We start from the raw sequence: 17,158 nt of genomic DNA, 5'->3' as shown, positions 1-17,158 counted from the left end.
GCGTGGCAGTGTTACGGGAAGAACCACCGTTACGACGTAACCATCTACGGAGTCCCCGTGTCGCTGCCACCCCTGGTCGAGCCAGCTGCTGAGCTCACCGTTGACGAGGTCCGTCGGTACTCCCGCCACCTGATCATCCCGGATGTCGGGATGGACGGCCAGAAGCGCCTGAAGAACGCCAAGGTGCTGGCCGTGGGCGCGGGCGGCCTCGGCTCCCCCGCCCTCATGTACCTGGCCGCGGCCGGCGTCGGCACGCTGGGCATCGTGGAGTTCGACGAGGTCGACGAGTCGAACCTCCAGCGCCAGATCATCCACAGCCAGGCGGACATCGGCCGTTCCAAGGCCGAGTCCGCGCGCGACAGCGTGCTGGGCATCAACCCGTACGTCAACGTGGTCCTTCACGAAGAGCGGCTCGAAGCCGAGAACGTGATGGAGATCTTCAGCCAGTACGACCTCATCGTCGACGGCACGGACAACTTCGCCACGCGCTACCTCGTCAACGACGCCTGCGTGCTGCTGAACAAGCCGTACGTGTGGGGTTCGATCTACCGCTTCGACGGCCAGGCCTCGGTCTTCTGGTCCGAGCACGGCCCGTGCTACCGCTGCCTGTACCCGGAGCCCCCGCCGCCGGGCATGGTCCCGAGCTGCGCCGAGGGCGGCGTGCTGGGCGTGCTCTGCGCGTCCATCGGCTCCATCCAGGTGACGGAGGCCATCAAGGTCCTCACGGGCGTCGGCGAGCCGCTGGTCGGCCGCCTGATGATCTACGACGCCCTGGAGATGCAGTACCGGCAGGTCAAGGTCCGCAAGGACCCCGACTGCGCGGTCTGCGGTCCGAACGCGACGGTCACCGAGCTCATCGACTACGAGGCCTTCTGCGGCGTCGTGTCGGAGGAGGCGCAGGAGGCGGCCGCCGGCTCCACGATCACTCCGAAGCAGCTCAAGGAGTGGATCGACAACGACGAGCCGATCGAGATCATCGACGTCCGCGAGAAGAACGAGTACGAGATCGTCTCGATCCCCGGCGCGAAGCTGATCCCCAAGGGCGAGTTCCTGATGGGCACCGCCCTCCAGGACCTCCCGCAGGACAAGCGCATCGTCTTGCACTGCAAGACGGGTGTCCGCAGTGCGGAGGTCCTCGCGGTGCTGAAGTCCGCGGGCTTCTCCGACGCGGTCCACGTCGGTGGCGGCGTCATCGGCTGGGTCCACCAGATCGAGCCCGAGAAGCCGGTCTACTAAGACGGTCGAGAAGGCCCTTGCCCCGCCCCCCATGGGCGGCGGGGCAAGGGCCTTCTCCGTTGTCAGGCCGGGGTGCAGACGGTGTCGGCGGGGGGCACCTTCCCGTCCAGCAGGTAGCTGTTGACCGCGGCCTGCACGCACTTGTCGCCGCTGTTGTAGGCGCCGTGCCCCTCGCCCTTGTACGTGAGCTCCATGCCCACGCCGGGGCCGAGCCGCTCCACCATCTTGCGGGCGCCCTCGTACGGGGTGGCCGGGTCGCCGGTGTTGCCGATCACCAGGATGGGCGCCGATCCGGGGGCGGAGACGTCCGGGGTGTCCCAGGCGCCCGGGACCGGCCAGTCGGTGCAGCTCATCATGGCCCAGCCGAGGAAGTCCCCGAAGACGGGAGAGGCGGCGCGGAAGTCGGGCAGCTTCGCCTTCGTCTGCGCCAGCGTGTACCGGCCCTTGGAGTCGGCGCAGTTGATCGCCGTGTTGGCGGCGCCGATGTTGCTGTAGCGACCTTGCTGGTCGCGGCCGTTGAGCGCGTCGGACAGCGCCATCAGCAGCTGCCCCTGCCCGCCTTCGGCCTCGTCCAGCCCCTGCTCCAGCAGCGGCCACAGCTCCTTGGAGTACAGGGCCTGGGCGATGCCGTTGGTGGCGGCGGAGTCGGTGAGCATCCGGCCGCCGATTCCGGGGATGGGCTTGTCGGCCAGGCTCTTCTGCAGCTTGATGATGTTGTCCTCGATCTCCTTGGCGGTGCTGCCCTGGAGCCGGCATTCATCGCCGCGGTTCACGCAGTCCTGCGCGAAGTTGCCGAGGGCGAGCTGGAACCCCTTGGCCTGGCCGAGCGCGCCCTCCTCGGAGGTCTGGGTCGGATCGACGACGGCGTCGAAGACGGCCCGGCCGACGTTCTTGGGGAAGAGGTGGGCGTAGACCCCGCCGAGCTCGGTTCCGTAGGAGATCCCGAAGTAGTTCAGCTTCTCGTCGCCGAGGGCCTGCCGGATCCGGTCGAGGTCGCGGGCGGCGTTCTCCGTGCCGACGTGGGGCAGCAGGTGCCCGGACTTGTCCTTGCAAGCCCGTTGGTACTTCTCGAGGTTCGCGAGGTAGGTCTTCTCCTCCTGGGGAGTCTCGGGCGAGGAGTCCTGCGCGTAGTAGGCGTCGAGCTGCTTGTCGTCCTCGCACTCGACGGGGGCGCTGCGCCCCACGCCGCGAGGGTCGAAGCTCACGAGGTCGTACCGGGCCCGCAGCGCCTCGTACTCCTTGGCGGCGCCGGGCAGCGTACTGATCCCGGACCCCCCGGGCCCGCCGAAGTTGAACACGAGCGAGCCGAGCCGCTTGCCCTTGTCCCGGGCCTTGGCCCGGATCAGCGCGAGCGGGATCGTCTCGCCCTCGGGCTTGGCGTAGTCGAGGGGCACGTGGAGCGTGGCGCACTCCCAGTCCTTGGGCGGCGCCTGCCCGCCGCCTTCGGCGACGTCCGGAGCGGTGCACTCCCCCCACTTCAGGGGCGCGGCCCCCGGGGTACCCCCGGCCTTGGGCTTGCCTTCGCCGCTGTCGGAGCACCCGGCGACCCCGGCCAGCCCGAAGGCGACGATGACGGCCATGGCACCCCGCACCAAGTTTCGACCCATACCCCCATCCTGCGACCCCCACCCCCACCCCGCCCCCGCGCTGACCCATTGGGGTGCCCTTGACCGGCTGTGCCCTGCGCCCGCCGCGCAGACGGGGCTGCGGTCAGGGGTGGGTGAGGAGGTGGTGGGCCGCTTTGCGGGCCGTGGCCACGCAGGCTGCGACCTACGCCCTCGTACGCCGCGCCGCACACGGCCAGGCCCGGGAGCTTCGACGTGGCCTCACTGATGCGGGTGACGCGGGCTGCCACCGGTTCGCCCATCGGGCCCACCGCGCGGTGGAGTTCGGCGATGGCCGCGCGGATCAGGTGGCGGTCCGGGCGGGAGAGTGCGCTCTCTTCGCCCGCGCGGCCCATCGAGGCGCGCAGGACGAACATCTCGGGGGACGAAGCGTGCAGCCGAGGCCACTTGTTGGAGAGGAACGAGGCTGCCTTGAGCAGGTGGCCGTCCACCCGCGGGACCAGGAAGCCGTTGCCCGTCGGGAGGAAGCGGGCGCCGAGCTCCTCCGGGTACGGGAAGCTGCCCGGCTCGTACGCGCAGTACGGGTCCGCCGCGAGCACGTCTCCCGTGGATCCGTACGCCCGCGAGCCCCCGCACACCTCCTTGAACTCGCACCGGCCGCACTTGCCGCCCAGCGGCGACGGGTCCCGCAGCTTCGTGAACAGCGCCGAGCCCGGGTAGATCCCGGTCGTCGGACGGTTCTTCACGTTGCCCGCCGAAACGGGCAGAAGGCCGCTCGGGTGCACCTCCCCGGTGTGCGAGACGAAGACGAAGCCCCGTCCCGAGCAGACGTCCATCGGCGGCCGGCGGCCGGCGGCCGGCGGCCGCCGGGCGACGGGCAGTGCGGCGGGCGCCGTCGAACAGCCCGATCTCCGCGGCCCGCGCCGACAGGCGCCCGTACAGCGGTCCGAGCGCCGGCCGCTCGCCGCGCGCGTCCCCGAGTTCCCGCGCCGCCCGCCAGTCGTCCAGGGTCTGCTCGTACACCCCGGGCACGCCCCGGAACGCGTCGTGCCGCCGCGCCGTCGAGCCGTCCGGCGAGAGGGACACGGCGACCGCCCCCGCGTCCCGCACCTCCGAGAGCCTGTCCGGCGGATCAGGGCCGGGCAGGCCCTAGATGGCCTCTTTCCGGGTCAGGTAGTTGAAGGACAGCCAGCCCGGCAGCACCGGCAGCCAGAACGTCATCAGGCGGAACAGGAGCACCGCCGAGATGGCGACCTCCTTCTCCAGACCCGCCGCGATCAGACCCAGCGTCAGCGTGGTCTCCACCGCGCCGATGCCGCCCGGTGTCGGCGCCGCCGACCCCAGGGCGTTGCCGGCCAGGAACACCACCGCGATGCTCGCGTAGCTGATGGCCTGGCCGCCGCCGAACGCCCGGATCGACGCGTCCAGGCACATCACGAAGCAGCCGGTCAGCAGCAGCATGCCGCCGATGCCCGTCATCAGCTTCTGCGGCCGCTGGAGCACGTCCAGCATGCGCGGCACCACACCCGCGAACAGCGCCCGCACCCGGGTCGCCACGAACTTCCGCAGGAACGGCACCGCCGTCACCACCAGCACCAGCACGGCCACCGTCAGCAGACCCGCGATGACCGTCCGGGACGGCGTCATCTCCGGGGTCTTCTCCGTACCCGTCAGGTAGCCGAAGGCCAGCAGCAGCAGGATGTGGCTCGCCAGACCGAACAGCTGCGAGGCGCCCACGCTCGCCACCGCCAGCCCCGGCCGGATCCCGGCCCGCTGCAGGAACCGCGTGTTCAGCGCGACACCGCCGACCGCCGCCGGCGCCACGAGCTTCACGAACGACCCCGCCACCTGCGCGAGCACCGTCCGCAGGAACGGCACCCGCTCGGGTACGAACCCGAGCAGGCTCATCGCCGCCGCGAAGTAGGTGAGCGCCGAGAAGGCCAGCGCGGCCCCCACCCAGCCCCACTGCGCCTGGCCGACGATCGTCGCGAAGTCCACGTGCGCCAGCTGCGTCAGCAGGAAGTACGCACCGAACGCACCCGCGATGAACGACACCAGCGTGCGCGGCCGGATCCGCTCCAGCCGGGCCGGCTCCACCGGCGCCTGCGGGCGGATCAGCAGCACCTGCTGGCGGATCTGGCTCAGCAGATCCTCCTCGCGGGCCCCGTCGAGGGCGTCGTCCAGCGCCTTCTTCTCGGCCTTCTTCTCCGCTGCCGTGGTCGCCGCCGGCTTGGATCCGGCCTTGCCGGCCTTCCCCGCCTTCCCCGCCTTGCGGTCGGGCTTCGCCTCCTCGGCAGCCGCCTCGCGCGCCGCCTTCGCCGCCCGCGAGGACTCCAGTACGGCCTCCCGCTGCCGGTCGGCCCGCTCCCGGGCCAGCCTGCGCAGCGTCGCCCGCGTGGAGCGGCTCAGCGCGATCGGCTGGAGCAGCGGCAGGCAGTCCGCCACGGCGTCGGGGCCGAGCACCGACACCGCCGAGGCCACCGAGCGCTCGGCGCCGATCCGCAGGCCGAGCGTGGTCAGCAGCTGTGCGATGTCCATCCGGAGCACCAGGTCCCCGGCCGCGATCTCGCCGCCGCGCAGGTCGGTGAGGACGACATTGCCGGAACGATCCACCACGAGCGCGTCGCCGGTCAGCCGCCGGTGGGCGATCCGCCGCGACTGCAGGGCCTGTACCTGCTTCCACGTGTTGCGGGTCAGGTCGTCGGTGATCTCCTCGTCGGCGAGCGCGTCGAGGGGCCGGCCGTCCAGGTGCTCGTAGACGAGCATCACGGCGTCCGGGCCGAGCTCGGAGGTGGCGATCAGCTTCGGCGCGTTGGCCCCGGCCGCGATGGCCGCGTACGCGAGCAGCGCCTCTTGCTCCAGCGCCTGGCGCAGCGACTGCAGGCTGCGCCGCGTCGTGATGCCGCGCAGGGTGAGCCGGCGCCAGACCCGGTAGAAGAACCCGTGCGCCTGCTGCTCGCGGTCGACGACGGTGACGTCGAGCGGCGGTCCGTCCTCCAGCGTGACGTGGTAGCGCCGGCCCCGGTCGCTGACCTCCGAGGCGTCGGCGCCGTCCGGGAGCTCCGCGCGCATGGCGCTGACCGGCTTGAAGCCGACCCGGCGCAGGCCGGCGAGGAGGGTCTGCCCGGTGGGGCGGACGTTCGGCGAGCCGACCGCGTACAGGGTCCCGTACGCGACGCTCCAGCCGATGAGCACGGTCAGGATGATCGAGAACGGGGTGGTGTACCCGCTGACCAGCATCGCGAAGGCGTCGAGCAGCAGGACCACCCACAGCGCGACCCGCCAGCGGGGCCTGCGGGTCATGCCGACGGCGGTCATGTACGCGATGACGGGCGCGAGGTAGCCGTGCACCGGGTCGGTGAGGGGGCCGCCGATGCCGGTGGGACGGGTGAGGGCCTCCTGGATGGTGTCGGAGGCGGCCTGGGAGACCCACAGGTCGGTGGCCAGGGTGACGCCGTGGGCGAGGACGGCGGCGAGCACGCCGTCGGCGATGCGCAGCCCGTCCCGCTTGATCAGCCGCTCGATGGCGAAGGCCACGGGCACGAGCAGCACGGCGATGCTGGACACCAGCCCGGCGACCTTGATCAGCAGATCGGGGGCGGCGCCGGTGCCCTGGGAGATGTCGGCTTCGAGTCCGGCGGTGGTGCGGTGGGCGAAGGCGGCGATGGCGAGGACGACGGCGATGCCGAGGACGCCGACGAGCAGGCGTACGAGGTCCGAGGGGCGGTGGACACGGGCGGCGAGCAGCGGCTCGTCGACCTCGACCCGGTCGGCGGACGCGGAGGCATGCCCGTGCGTCCCGCCGGCGTCGGCCGCGGGCTCCGCCCCGGCCCTGGCGCGGGCCCGGCCGGGAGGGTCGTCGGGGAGCTTCCCGGACCCGGGGTGCGGGTCAGGGCGCGTGCCGTCGTCCTCAGCCGCGCCGTCCGGAGGGCTCACACCCTGCTCCTTCGTCGTCACTTCCGTCTCTTCTTGATCACGTATCACCAGTCACCGCCCGGAAGATGGTGGCACGGACCGACGTGCGGGCGGGGCATCAGGGTGCGTGCCGGTACGGAAGGAAACCTTCCGGGAACCGGTCCGTGATGTACGGCACCATGGGCGCAATGAGCGAAGAGCTGCCCGAGTACGCGGAGCGGGTGCTGGAGGTGGCCGAGCGGATTCCGCCCGGCCGGGTGATGACGTACGGGGACGTCGCCGAGTGGCTCGGCGAGGGCGGACCGCGCCAAGTCGGCCGTGTGATGGCCCTGTACGGGGGAGCGGTGCCCTGGTGGCGCGTGGTCCGGGCGGACGGCCGGCCGCTGCCCGGCAGCGAGGTCCGGGCCCTGGAGCACTACCGCACGGAGGCCACTCCGCTGCGGCTGACCGCCGCCGGCGAGGCCCGGCTGAACATGCCGCGGGCGCGCTGGGACGGGCGGGAGGAGTACGCCGCACGGGACGAGGGTCACATCTGACAGCTTCGGCCATGCGGGGGCGGGGCGGGCGGTCGAGCGCCCGTACGGGCGACGGCACGGGGGCGCTCCGTCCCGACCTCGGGGAACTGCGCCGGCCCCGGCGGTTGCCGTAGCGTTGCCCCTTCGGCTTCGGCCTCGGCAGGCGCGGCGGTGACCGCGGCACCCGCGGGGACGGCCGTGACCGCAACAACCGCAGACCCACCAGGACCTGGACCGGCACCCCACGTGATCACCTCTCCATCCGACCGCACCGAGCGGCGGCGTGCGCGGACCCCCGACGCGTACCGGCTCGTGCGTACCGGGCCGCAGCGGGTGGATCCCCCTGTTCTGGACGCAGCGCAGCAGGCGGTGGTTGATCACACCAGCGGACCGCTTCTCGTCCTGGCCGGACCGGGTACCGGGAAGACCACCACGCTTGTCGAGGCGGCCGCGGCCCGGGTCGAGGCCGGGACGGACCCGGCCCGGATCCTCATCCTCACCTTCAGTCGCAAGGCGGCCGTCGAACTGCGTGACCGGGCCGCCCTGCGGCTCGGCGGGGCGCACGCCCCGCAGGCCACCACCTTCCACTCCTTCTGCTACGGACTGGTCCGCGCCCACCAGGACACCGACCTGTTCGCGGATCCGCTGCGGCTGCTGTCGGGTCCGGAGCAGGACGTGATGGTCCGCACCCTGCTCGACGGCCAGCGCCGGATCCGCTCCATCCGCTGGCCGGACGACCTGAGGGCCGCGCTCACCACGCGCGGATTCGCGGACGAGGTCCGCGCGGTGCTCGCCCGCGCCCGCGAGCTGGGCCTCGGCCCGGCGGCGCTCGACGCGTTCGCGACCCGGCTGGGCCGCCCGGACTGGAAGGCGGCGGCCGCGTTCCTGTCGGAGTACCTGGACGTACTGGACATGCAGGGCACGCTGGACTACGCGGAGCTCGTCCACCGGGCCGTCCTCCTCGCCGAACGCACTCCATCCCTCGCCCTGTCCTACGACGCGATCTACGTGGACGAGTACCAGGACACGGACGCCTCCCAGCTGCGGCTGCTGCGGGCCCTGGCCGGACCGGCGGGCACGCTGGTCGCCTTCGGCGACCCGGACCAGTCGATCTACGCCTTCCGCGGCGCCGACATCAACAACATCCTCGACTTCGAGGGCTCGTTCCCGGGTGCGGCGGTCCACGCGCTGACGGTGGGCCGCCGCTCGCGGGCCGGCCTCCTGGCGGCGACCCGCCTCCTGACCACCCGTATGCCGGTCCCGCGCCTCCCCTCGGCGGCGGTCCGCGCCCACCGCGCCCTGACCCCGGTCCGGGAGGGCGGCGGGGTGGAGGTGTTCACGTACCCCACGGCCGGGGCCGAGCTGGACAACATCGCCGACATCCTGCGCCGGGCGCACCTGGAGGACGGCGTGCCGTGGCAGGACATGGCCGTCCTGGTCCGCTCCGGCGGCCGCACCCTCCCGGCGATGCGCCGCGCCCTGATCTCGGCGGGAGTCCCGGCGGAGACGGACGGCACGGACACCCCCCTGCGCCACGAACCGGCGATAACCCCCCTCCTGACGGCCCTGCGCATCGCCGCGACCCCGATCCCGGCCCCCGCCGGCGAACCCTCCCCTCCCCAGGTCGCCGAGGGCCCGGACGCGGAGCCGGACGCGGGCCCGGACACCTCGGGCCCGGACACCTCGGGCCCGGAGCCGGAATACGAGGCCGAAGTCGAGACCGAGACCGAGACCGAGGCCGACGCCGACGCCGAGGCCGAGTCCGCGCCCGCAGCGGATGAAGGGTGGGTCGGGGTCGAGGCCGCGCTCGCGCTGCTGAGCTCGCCGCTCGGGGGGATGGACGCCGCCGATCTGCGGCGGCTCGGGCGGGCCCTGCGCGACGAGGAGCGGGCGGCCGGCGTCAAGGTACCGGCCCCCTCCGACGTCCTGCTCGCCCGCGCCCTCGCCGAGCCCGAGCGGCTCACCGCCCACGACCCCGCGTACGCCCGCGGAGCACAGCGCCTCGGGCTGCTCCTGCGCAAGGCCCGCGAGCTCCTCCAGGGCGGCGGCACCGCGGAAGAGGCCCTCTGGACCCTCTGGGAGGGCACCCCCTGGCCCCAGCGCCTGGAGCGCGGCGCCCGCCGCGGCGGCGCGGCCGGCCGCAACGCCGACCGCGACCTCGACGCCGTCTGCGCGCTCTTCGACACCGCGGCCCGCGCCGAAGACCGCACCGGCGGCCGCGGCGCGCTCAACTTCCTCGAACAGCTCGAAGCCGAGGACATCGCCGCCGACACCCTGACGGGCAAGGCCACCCGCACCGACGCCGTCCGCCTCATGACCGCCCACCGCTCCAAGGGCCTGGAGTGGTCCCTCGTCGTCGTCGCCGGCGTACAGGAAGGGCTCTGGCCCGACCTGCGCCGCCGCGGCTCCCTCCTCGAAGCCGACCGCATCGGCCGCGACGGCCTCGCCGAGCCCCTCACCCCCGGCGCCCTCCTGGCGGAGGAGCGCCGCCTCTTCTACGTCGCCGCCACCCGAGCCCGCGACCGGCTCGTCGTCACCGCCGTCAAGGCACCGGCCGAGGACGGCGACCAGCCCTCCCGCTTCCTCACCGAGCTCGGGGTCATCCCGAAGGACGTCACCGGCCGTCCCCGCCGCCCCCTCGCCGTCCCCGCGCTCGTCGCGGAACTGCGCGCCACCACCGTCGACCCCGACGCCTCGCCCGCGCTCCGCGAGGCCGCCGCCCGCCGTCTCGCCCGCCTCGCCGCGCTCACCGACGAGGACGACCGCCCGCTGGTCCCCGCCGCGCACCCGCAGCGCTGGTGGGGGCTGTACGAGCCCACCCGCAGCAGCGTTCCGCTGCGCGACCGGGACCGGCCCGTCGCCCTCTCCGGCTCCGCCCTGGACCAGCTCGCCAACACCTGCTCCCTGCAGTGGTTCCTCGGCCGCGAGGTCAAGGCCGACGCCCCCTCCACCGCCGCCCAGGGCTTCGGCAACGTCGTCCACGTCCTCGCCGACGAAGTCGCCTCCGGCCGCACCCCCGCCGACCTCGCCGTCCTGATGGAACGCCTCGACTCCGTCTGGGACGCCCTCGCCTTCGACGCCCCGTGGAAGTCCCGCCAGGAGAAGGACAACGCCCGCGCCGCCCTGGAGCGCTTCCTGCGCTGGCACACCACCGACCGCGGGGGCCGGGAGGCCGTGGCCACGGAGCACGCGTTCGACGTCACGCTCGAAGCCGGTGACGTCGCCGTCCGCATCCGGGGCTCCATGGACCGGGTCGAGGCCGACCCGCAGGGGCGCGCGTACGTCGTCGACTTCAAGACCGGCAAGTCCGCGCCCACCAAGGCCGAGGTCGAGCGCCACCCCCAGCTCGCCGTCTACCAGCTCGCCGTACGCGAAGGCGCAGTCGACGAGGTCTTCGACGGGGTGCGCCCCGAGGCCGGCGGCGCCGAGCTGGTGCAGCTGCGCCAGGGCGCCGCCCAGCGGGAGGGCGGCGAGACGGTGCCCAAGATCCAGGCGCAGCAGCCGCTGAACGGCGAATGGGTCGGCGACCTCCTCGCCACCGCCGCCGGCCGGGTCCTGGACGAGCGCTTCGCGCCCGCCACCGGCAAGCACTGCGACCACTGCTCCTTCCGCAGCGCGTGCAGCGCGCGCCCGGAGGGCCGCCAGACCGTGGAGTGAGTCACACGGCCGGCACCCGCGGCCAACCGGCGGTTGACCGCGGCCGGCCGGTGACCGGCCGGCCCGTGAGACGGCGGCCGGGAGTGTCGGCGGGTCCGGCTAGCCTCTTCACGTGCCCGCGCGTCCGTCCGTCCTCACCGACCCCGAGCAGCTCAAGGAGCTCCTCGGCATCCCGTTCACGCCCGAACAGCTGGACTGCATCACGGCCCCCGCCGCCCCCCAGGTCATCGTGGCCGGCGCCGGTTCCGGCAAGACCACCGTCATGGCCGCCCGCGTGGTCTGGCTGGTCGGCACCGGAGCGGTCGCCCCCGAGCAGGTCCTCGGCCTGACCTTCACGAACAAGGCCGCCGCCGAGCTCGCCGAGCGCGTGCGCAAGGCCCTCGCGCGGGCCGGCATCACCGACCCGGACCCCTCGCCGGCCGATGCCGACGCGGCCGGCGGCGAGCCGCGCATCTCCACGTACCACGCCTTCGCCGGCCAGCTCCTGGGGGACCACGGCCTGCGCATCGGCCTGGAGCCCAGCGCCCGCCTCCTCGCCGACGCCACCCGCTTCCAGCTCGCCGCGCGCGTGCTGCGCGAGGCCCCCGGCCCGTACCCGGCACTCACCAAATCCGTCCCCGACCTGGTCAGCGACCTGCTCGCGCTCGACGGCGAACTCTCCGAGCACCTGGTCACCCCGGCCGAGCTGCGCGCGTACGACACGGAGCTCCTCGACGCCCTCGCCGGCGCCAAGCTCACCAACGACGACCTGCGCAAGGTCCCCGAGGCCGTCCGCGGCCGCCTCGAACTGCTGGAGCTGACCGAGCGCTACCGCACCGCCAAACGCTCCCGCGACCTGCTCGACTTCAGCGACCAGATAGCCCTCTCCGCGCAGCTCGCCACCACCCGGCCCGAGGTCGGTGCACTGCTGCGCGAGGAATTCCGGGTGGTCCTGCTCGACGAATACCAGGACACCTCCGTGGCCCAGCGGCTGCTGCTGTCCGGCCTGTTCGGCGGGGGCAGCGGGCACGCGGTGACCGCCGTCGGCGACCCCTGCCAGGCGATCTACGGCTGGCGCGGCGCGTCCGTGGCCAACCTGGACGACTTCCCCGAGCACTTCCCGCACGCCGACGGCCGCCCCGCGACCCGGTTCTCGCTGAGCGAGAACCGGCGCAGCGGCGGCCGCCTCCTCGACCTGGCCAACGAGCTGGCCGCGCCGCTGCGCTCGATGCACGAGGGCGTGGAGGCGCTGCGCGCGGCGCCGGGGGAGGAGCGGTCCGGATCGGTCCGCTGCGCCCTGCTGGACACGCACGCCGAGGAGCTGGAGTGGCTCGCGGACTCGGTCGCGCACCTGGTCCGTACGGGGACGGAGCCGCGCGAGATCGCGGTGCTGTGCCGGTCGGCGCGGGACTTCGCGCAGATCCAGGCCGTACTGGTGGCCCGGGACGTGCCGGTGGAGGTCGTCGGGCTGTCCGGGCTGCTGCACCTGCCGGAGGTCGCGGACCTGGTCGCGGTGTGCGAGGTGCTCCAGGATCCGGGCGCCAACGCCTCCCTGGTACGCCTCCTCATCGGCCCGCGCTGGCGGATCGGCGCGCGCGACCTGGCCCTGCTGGGGCGCCGGGCGCGGCAGCTGATCGGCCGCGCACCGGGCGAGGTGGAACCGGACGAGCGCCTCGCGGCGGCGGTGGAGGGGGTGGACCCGGCGGAGGTCGTCTCGCTGGCGGACGCGCTGGAGACGTTCCTGGACGGTTCCGGGGCGGGGTCCTCCGCCGACGACCTGCCGTTCTCCCCGGCGGCCCGGGTCCGCTTCGCGCACCTGGCCCAGGAGCTGCGGGACCTGCGGCGTTCGCTCGCGGACCCGCTGATGGACGTACTGCACCGGGTGCTGGCCGCGACCGGCCTGGACGTGGAGCTGTCGGCGTCGCCGCACGCGCTGGCGGCCCGGCGGCGCGAGTCGCTCTCCGGCTTCATGGACGTGGCGGCCGGCTTCGCGTCCCTGGACGGCGAGGCGAGCCTGCTGGCCTTCCTGGGCTTCCTGCGCACGGCGGTCCAGTACGAGAAGGGCCTGGACCACGCCCTGCCCGGCGGGGAGAACACGGTGAAGGTGCTCACCGCCCACAAGTCCAAGGGGCTGGAGTGGGACGTGGTGGTGGTCCCGGACCTGTGCGCGGGCGCGTTCCCGAAGGAGAAGGCCCCGGAGCCGTGGACCTCGTACGCCAAGGTCCTGCCGTACGGCCTGCGCGGCGACGCGGCCACCCTTCCGGGTGATCCGGCGTGGACCCCGGCCGGCCTGAAGGCGTTCAAGGCGGCGCTGAAGGAGCACAAGGCGGTGGAGGAACTCCGCCTGGGCTACGTCACGTTCACCCGCCCCCGCACGCTCCTCCTGGCCTCGGGGCACTGGTGGGGCCCGACGCAGAAGAAGCGCCGGGGCCCGTCCGCCTTCCTGTCCGCCCTGTACGACCACTGCGTGGCGGGGAACGGCGAGATCGAGGCCTGGACGCAGGAACCGGACCCGGACGCGGAGAACCCGTCCCTCGCCACGGAGTCCACCCCGGACCGGTCCTGGCCCCTCCCCCTGGACCCGGCGTCCCTGGCCCTGCGCCGCGCGGCGGCGGCCCTGGTCGAGTCGCACCTGGCTGCTCCCGAGCCGGACCCCGCCCCTGCCGCCGCCCCCGCCCCGGAGCCGGAGCCCTACCTGTGGCCCCCGGACTGCGAGGACCCCTCGTACGGCGAGGAGCCGGACGGCGAGGACCTCTGGGCGGCGGACGGGGCCTGGGACGCGGACGAGTCCTGGCCGGCGGACGAAGCCCGGCCGGCGGACGAAGCCCCGGTCGTACGAGGCGGGGCGGCGGCCGTCCCGCACCCCCGCACCGGGCCCGCGGTCCGGGACCCGGCTCCCGCCGGTCCGCCCGACGACGGCCGGGGCTCCGCCCCCGCGGGACGGCGTACCGCGGGAGCGGCCGCCCTCACCCCCGAAGAGGCCCGGGCCATCGCCTCCTGGGACCGGGACCTCGACGCCCTCGAGGGCGAGCTCCGGCGCGCCCGCGCCGCCGTGCGCGACGTCGAGCTCCCGGCCGCCCTCTCCGCCAGCCAGCTCCTGCGCCTCGCCGCGGACGAGCAGGGCTTCGCCCGCGACCTGGCCCGCCCCATGCCGAAGCCCCCGCAACCCGCGGCGCGCCAGGGCACGCGCTTCCACGCCTGGGTCGAGTCCCGCTTCGACGAGCTCCCGCTGCCGCTCCTCGACGTACTCGACCCCGTCACCGAGCTGCCCGGCTCCGACCAGGACATCGCCGACGAGGCCGACCTCGACTCCCTCAAAGCCGCCTTCGAGCGGAGCGAGTACGCCGAGCGCACCCCGTACCGCATGGAGGTCCCGGTCCAGTTCACCCTTGCCGGCCGCGTCGTCCGCGGCCGGATCGACGCCGTGTACCGGACCGAGGACGGCGGCTACGAGATCGTCGACTGGAAGACCGGCCGCACCACCGAGGCCGACCCCCTCCAGCTCGCCGTCTACCGCCTGGCCTGGGCGGAAGCCACCGGCACCCCCCTCGACCGGGTCGGCGCCGCCTTCCTCCACGTCCGCAGCGGCCGCGTGATCCGCCCCCGCGACCTCCCCGGCCGGGACCGTCTTGAGCGGATCCTCCAAGGCAAATCGGACACGGACAGTGACCGGCACCCCGACAGTTAGGCTCGTAGGCATGAGCGAAACCCCGGCGGACAGCGTCGTCCGCACCGTCCGCACGTACATCGACACCCACCGCGCCGCGTTCCTCGAGGACCTCGCCGAGTGGCTGCGCATCCCCTCCGTCTCGGCCCAGCCCGAGCACGCGGACGACGTACGGCGCAGCGCCGAGTGGCTCGCGGCGAAGCTCAAGGAGACCGGCTTCCCGGTCACGGAGATCTGGCCGACCCCCGGTGCGCCCGCCGTCTTCGCCGAGTGGCCGAGCGCGGACCCGGACGCCCCGACCGTCCTCGTCTACGGGCACCACGACGTGCAGCCCGCCGCCGTTGCCGACGGCTGGCACACCGACCCGTTCGAGCCGGTGGTCCAGGGCGGCCGCCTGTACGCGCGCGGCGCCGCCGACGACAAGGGCCAGGTCTTCTTCCACACCCTCGGTGTACGGGCCCACCTGGCGGCCACCGGCGCCGAGGCCCCGGCCGTCCACCTCAAGCTGATCATCGAGGGCGAGGAGGAGTCGGGCTCCCCGAACTTCCGCGCCCTCGTCGAGCGTGAGGCGCAGCGCCTCGCCGCCGACGTCGTGATCGTCTCCGACACCGGCATGTGGTCCGAGACCACGCCCACCGTCTGCACCGGCATGCGCGGCGTCGCCGACTGCGAGATCGACCTGCACGGGCCCGACCAGGACATCCACTCCGGGGCCTTCGGCGGGGCCGTGCCCAACCCGGCCACCGTCGCCGCCCGCCTGGTCGCGGCGCTGCACGACGCCGACGAGCGGGTCACGATCCCCGGCTTCTACGACAACATCGCCGAGCTCACGGACGAGGAGCGGGCGCTGATCGCCGAGCTGCCGTTCGACGAGTCCGAGTGGCTGCGCACGGCCAGGTCGCACGCCGCCGCGGGCGAGAAGGGCTACTCCACCCTGGAGCGGGTCTGGGCCCGCCCGACCGCCGAGGTCAACGGCATCGGCGGCGGCTACCAGGGCCCCGGCGGCAAGACCATCGTGCCCGCCTCCGCCCACCTGAAGCTGTCGTTCCGCCTGGTGTCCGGGCAGGACCCGTACGAGGTCGAGGCGGCCGTCCGGGACTGGGTCGCGGCGCGGATCCCGGACGGGATCCGGCACTCCATCGTCTTCGGCGCCCCCACCCGGCCCTGCCTGACGCCGCTGGACCACCCGGCGCTGCAGTCCGTCGTACGGGCCATGGGGCGGGCATTCGGCGAGAAGGTCCGCTTCACCCGCGAGGGCGGCTCCGGACCGGCGGCCGACCTCCAGGACGTACTGGACGCGCCCGTCCTGTTCCTCGGCATCTCCGTGCCGTCGGACGGCTGGCACTCGCCGAACGAGAAGGTCGAGCTGGACCTGCTCCTCAAGGGCGTCGAAACGGCCGCCTACCTGTGGGGCGACCTGGCCGCCTCCCGCGGGAAGCCCGCCTGAGGCACCCACAGCCTCACCGGTTCACCGCGTTCACCGCGTTCACCGCGTTCACCGCGTTCACCGCGTTCACCGCGTTCACCGCGTTCACCGAGCCACGAGCCACGAGCCACGAGCCACGAGTCACGAGTCACTGAGCCTGCCTGTCCCACCACCGGGGGAGTTGGAAGTACCTGTGAGCACCCATACCGAGCACCCGATCTCGCTCGCCGCGCCCAGCGGAATCGACCGCGCCGCGCACCACCGCCTCGACGAGGCCTGGCTCGCGGCGGCCTGGAGCCACCCGGACACCCGCGTCTTCGTGGTCTCCGGCGGCCAGGTCCTGATCGACGACACCCCCGACGGGGTGACCGGAATCGTGATGACCCCGGCCTTCGAGGCCCCGGTCACCGAGACGCACCGCTATTTCCTGGGCACCGACGACGACGGCGTACGGTACTTCGCGCTCCAGAAGGACTCCCTGCCCGGCCGGATGGACCAGTCGGCGCGCGCGGCCGGCCTGCGCGAGGCCGGGCTGCTGCTGTCCCCGCGCGACGCCGGGCTGATGGTGCACGCGGTGGCCCTGGAGAACTGGCAGCGGATGCACCGCTTCTGCTCCCGCTGCGGCGAGCGCACGGTGGTCGCGGCCGCCGGGCACATCCGCCGCTGCCCGGGCTGCGGCGCCGAGCACTACCCGCGCACCGACCCCGCGGTGATCATGCTGGTCACCGACGAGCACGACCGCGCGCTGCTGGGCCGCCAGGTGCACTGGCCGGAGGGGCGCTTCTCGACGCTGGCCGGGTTCGTGGAGCCGGGCGAGTCGATCGAGCAGTCGGTCGTGCGCGAGGTGTGGGAGGAGGCGGGCATCAGGGTCGGCGAGGTCGAGTACGTCGCCAGCCAGCCCTGGCCGTTCCCGTACAGCCTGATGCTGGGCTTCACGGCGCGCGCCACGACCACCGAGATCACGGTCGACGGCGAGGAGATCGAGGAGGCCCGCTGGTTCTCCCGCGAGGAACTGCGCGCCGCGTTCGAGTCCGGCGAGATGCTGCCCCCGTCGGGGATCTCCATCGCGGCCCGCCTGGTGGAGCGCTGGTACGGGGAGCCGCTGCCGCGCCCGGTCGCGTGAGACCGGTCGCGTAAGACTCGTCACACGGCGGCGCGCAACGCCCCTCACACGCCAGAAGGCCCCCGCACGCTGCGG

At 73.8% G+C, this 17,158-nt stretch carries 9 protein-coding genes; 7 read left to right on the top strand and 2 right to left on the bottom strand.

Features of this window, described 5'->3' with window-relative positions; genetic code table 11:
* The first annotated feature begins 57 nt into the window (after positions 1–57).
* On the top strand, positions 58–1,236 hold the full coding sequence (gene moeZ / locus ACFXGI_RS11440) for an adenylyltransferase/sulfurtransferase MoeZ (protein WP_384705192.1): 1,179 nt from the start codon (positions 58–60) through the stop codon (positions 1,234–1,236).
* A gap of 62 nt (positions 1,237–1,298) precedes the next feature.
* Here the strand turns inward: moeZ and ACFXGI_RS11435 are convergent, their stop codons facing one another.
* A complete protein-coding gene (locus tag ACFXGI_RS11435) occupies positions 1,299–2,843 on the bottom strand; it encodes an alpha/beta hydrolase (protein ID WP_384705191.1) in 1,545 nt (514 codons plus the stop codon).
* 429 nt (positions 2,844–3,272) lie between these two features.
* On the opposite strand from ACFXGI_RS11435, the gene ACFXGI_RS11430 reads away from it, so the two are divergent.
* Positions 3,273–3,521, top strand: coding sequence for a hypothetical protein (locus ACFXGI_RS11430; protein ID WP_384705190.1), 249 nt, complete (start codon positions 3,273–3,275; stop codon positions 3,519–3,521).
* 429 nt (positions 3,522–3,950) lie between these two features.
* Here ACFXGI_RS11430 and ACFXGI_RS11425 read toward each other — a convergent pair whose 3' ends face one another.
* Positions 3,951–6,785 (bottom strand): YbhN family protein, encoded by a 2,835-nt coding sequence (locus ACFXGI_RS11425; protein ID WP_384705189.1) that lies wholly within the window; start codon positions 6,783–6,785, stop codon positions 3,951–3,953.
* 119 nt (positions 6,786–6,904) lie between these two features.
* On the opposite strand from ACFXGI_RS11425, the gene ACFXGI_RS11420 reads away from it, so the two are divergent.
* The 5 genes from ACFXGI_RS11420 (at position 6,905) to nudC (ending at position 17,083) form a co-directional block, all read left to right on the top strand.
* The gene (locus ACFXGI_RS11420; RefSeq protein WP_384705188.1) at positions 6,905–7,252 is read left to right on the top strand and encodes an MGMT family protein; all 348 of its coding nucleotides are present in this window, start codon (positions 6,905–6,907) and stop codon (positions 7,250–7,252) included.
* A gap of 225 nt (positions 7,253–7,477) precedes the next feature.
* The gene (locus tag ACFXGI_RS11415) at positions 7,478–10,888 is read left to right on the top strand and encodes an ATP-dependent helicase (RefSeq protein ID WP_384705187.1); all 3,411 of its coding nucleotides are present in this window, start codon (positions 7,478–7,480) and stop codon (positions 10,886–10,888) included.
* Between the two features lie 112 nt (positions 10,889–11,000).
* On the top strand, positions 11,001–14,555 hold the full coding sequence (locus tag ACFXGI_RS11410; protein ID WP_384705186.1) for a UvrD-helicase domain-containing protein: 3,555 nt from the start codon (positions 11,001–11,003) through the stop codon (positions 14,553–14,555).
* A gap of 10 nt (positions 14,556–14,565) precedes the next feature.
* Entirely contained in the window at positions 14,566–15,981 is a 1,416-nt protein-coding gene (locus ACFXGI_RS11405; protein WP_384705185.1) for a dipeptidase, read from the top strand.
* A 160-nt stretch (positions 15,982–16,141) separates the two neighbouring features.
* A complete protein-coding gene (gene nudC, locus ACFXGI_RS11400) occupies positions 16,142–17,083 on the top strand; it encodes an NAD(+) diphosphatase (protein ID WP_384705184.1) in 942 nt (313 codons plus the stop codon).
* Positions 17,084–17,158: the final 75 nt, after the last annotated feature.

Source organism: Streptomyces sp. NPDC059355 (genome assembly GCF_042752335.1).
Taxonomy (GTDB): Bacteria; Actinomycetota; Actinomycetes; order Streptomycetales; family Streptomycetaceae; genus Streptomyces.
Note: the sequence above shows the minus strand (reverse complement) of the source record. Positions and strands in the feature narration are given on the sequence as shown.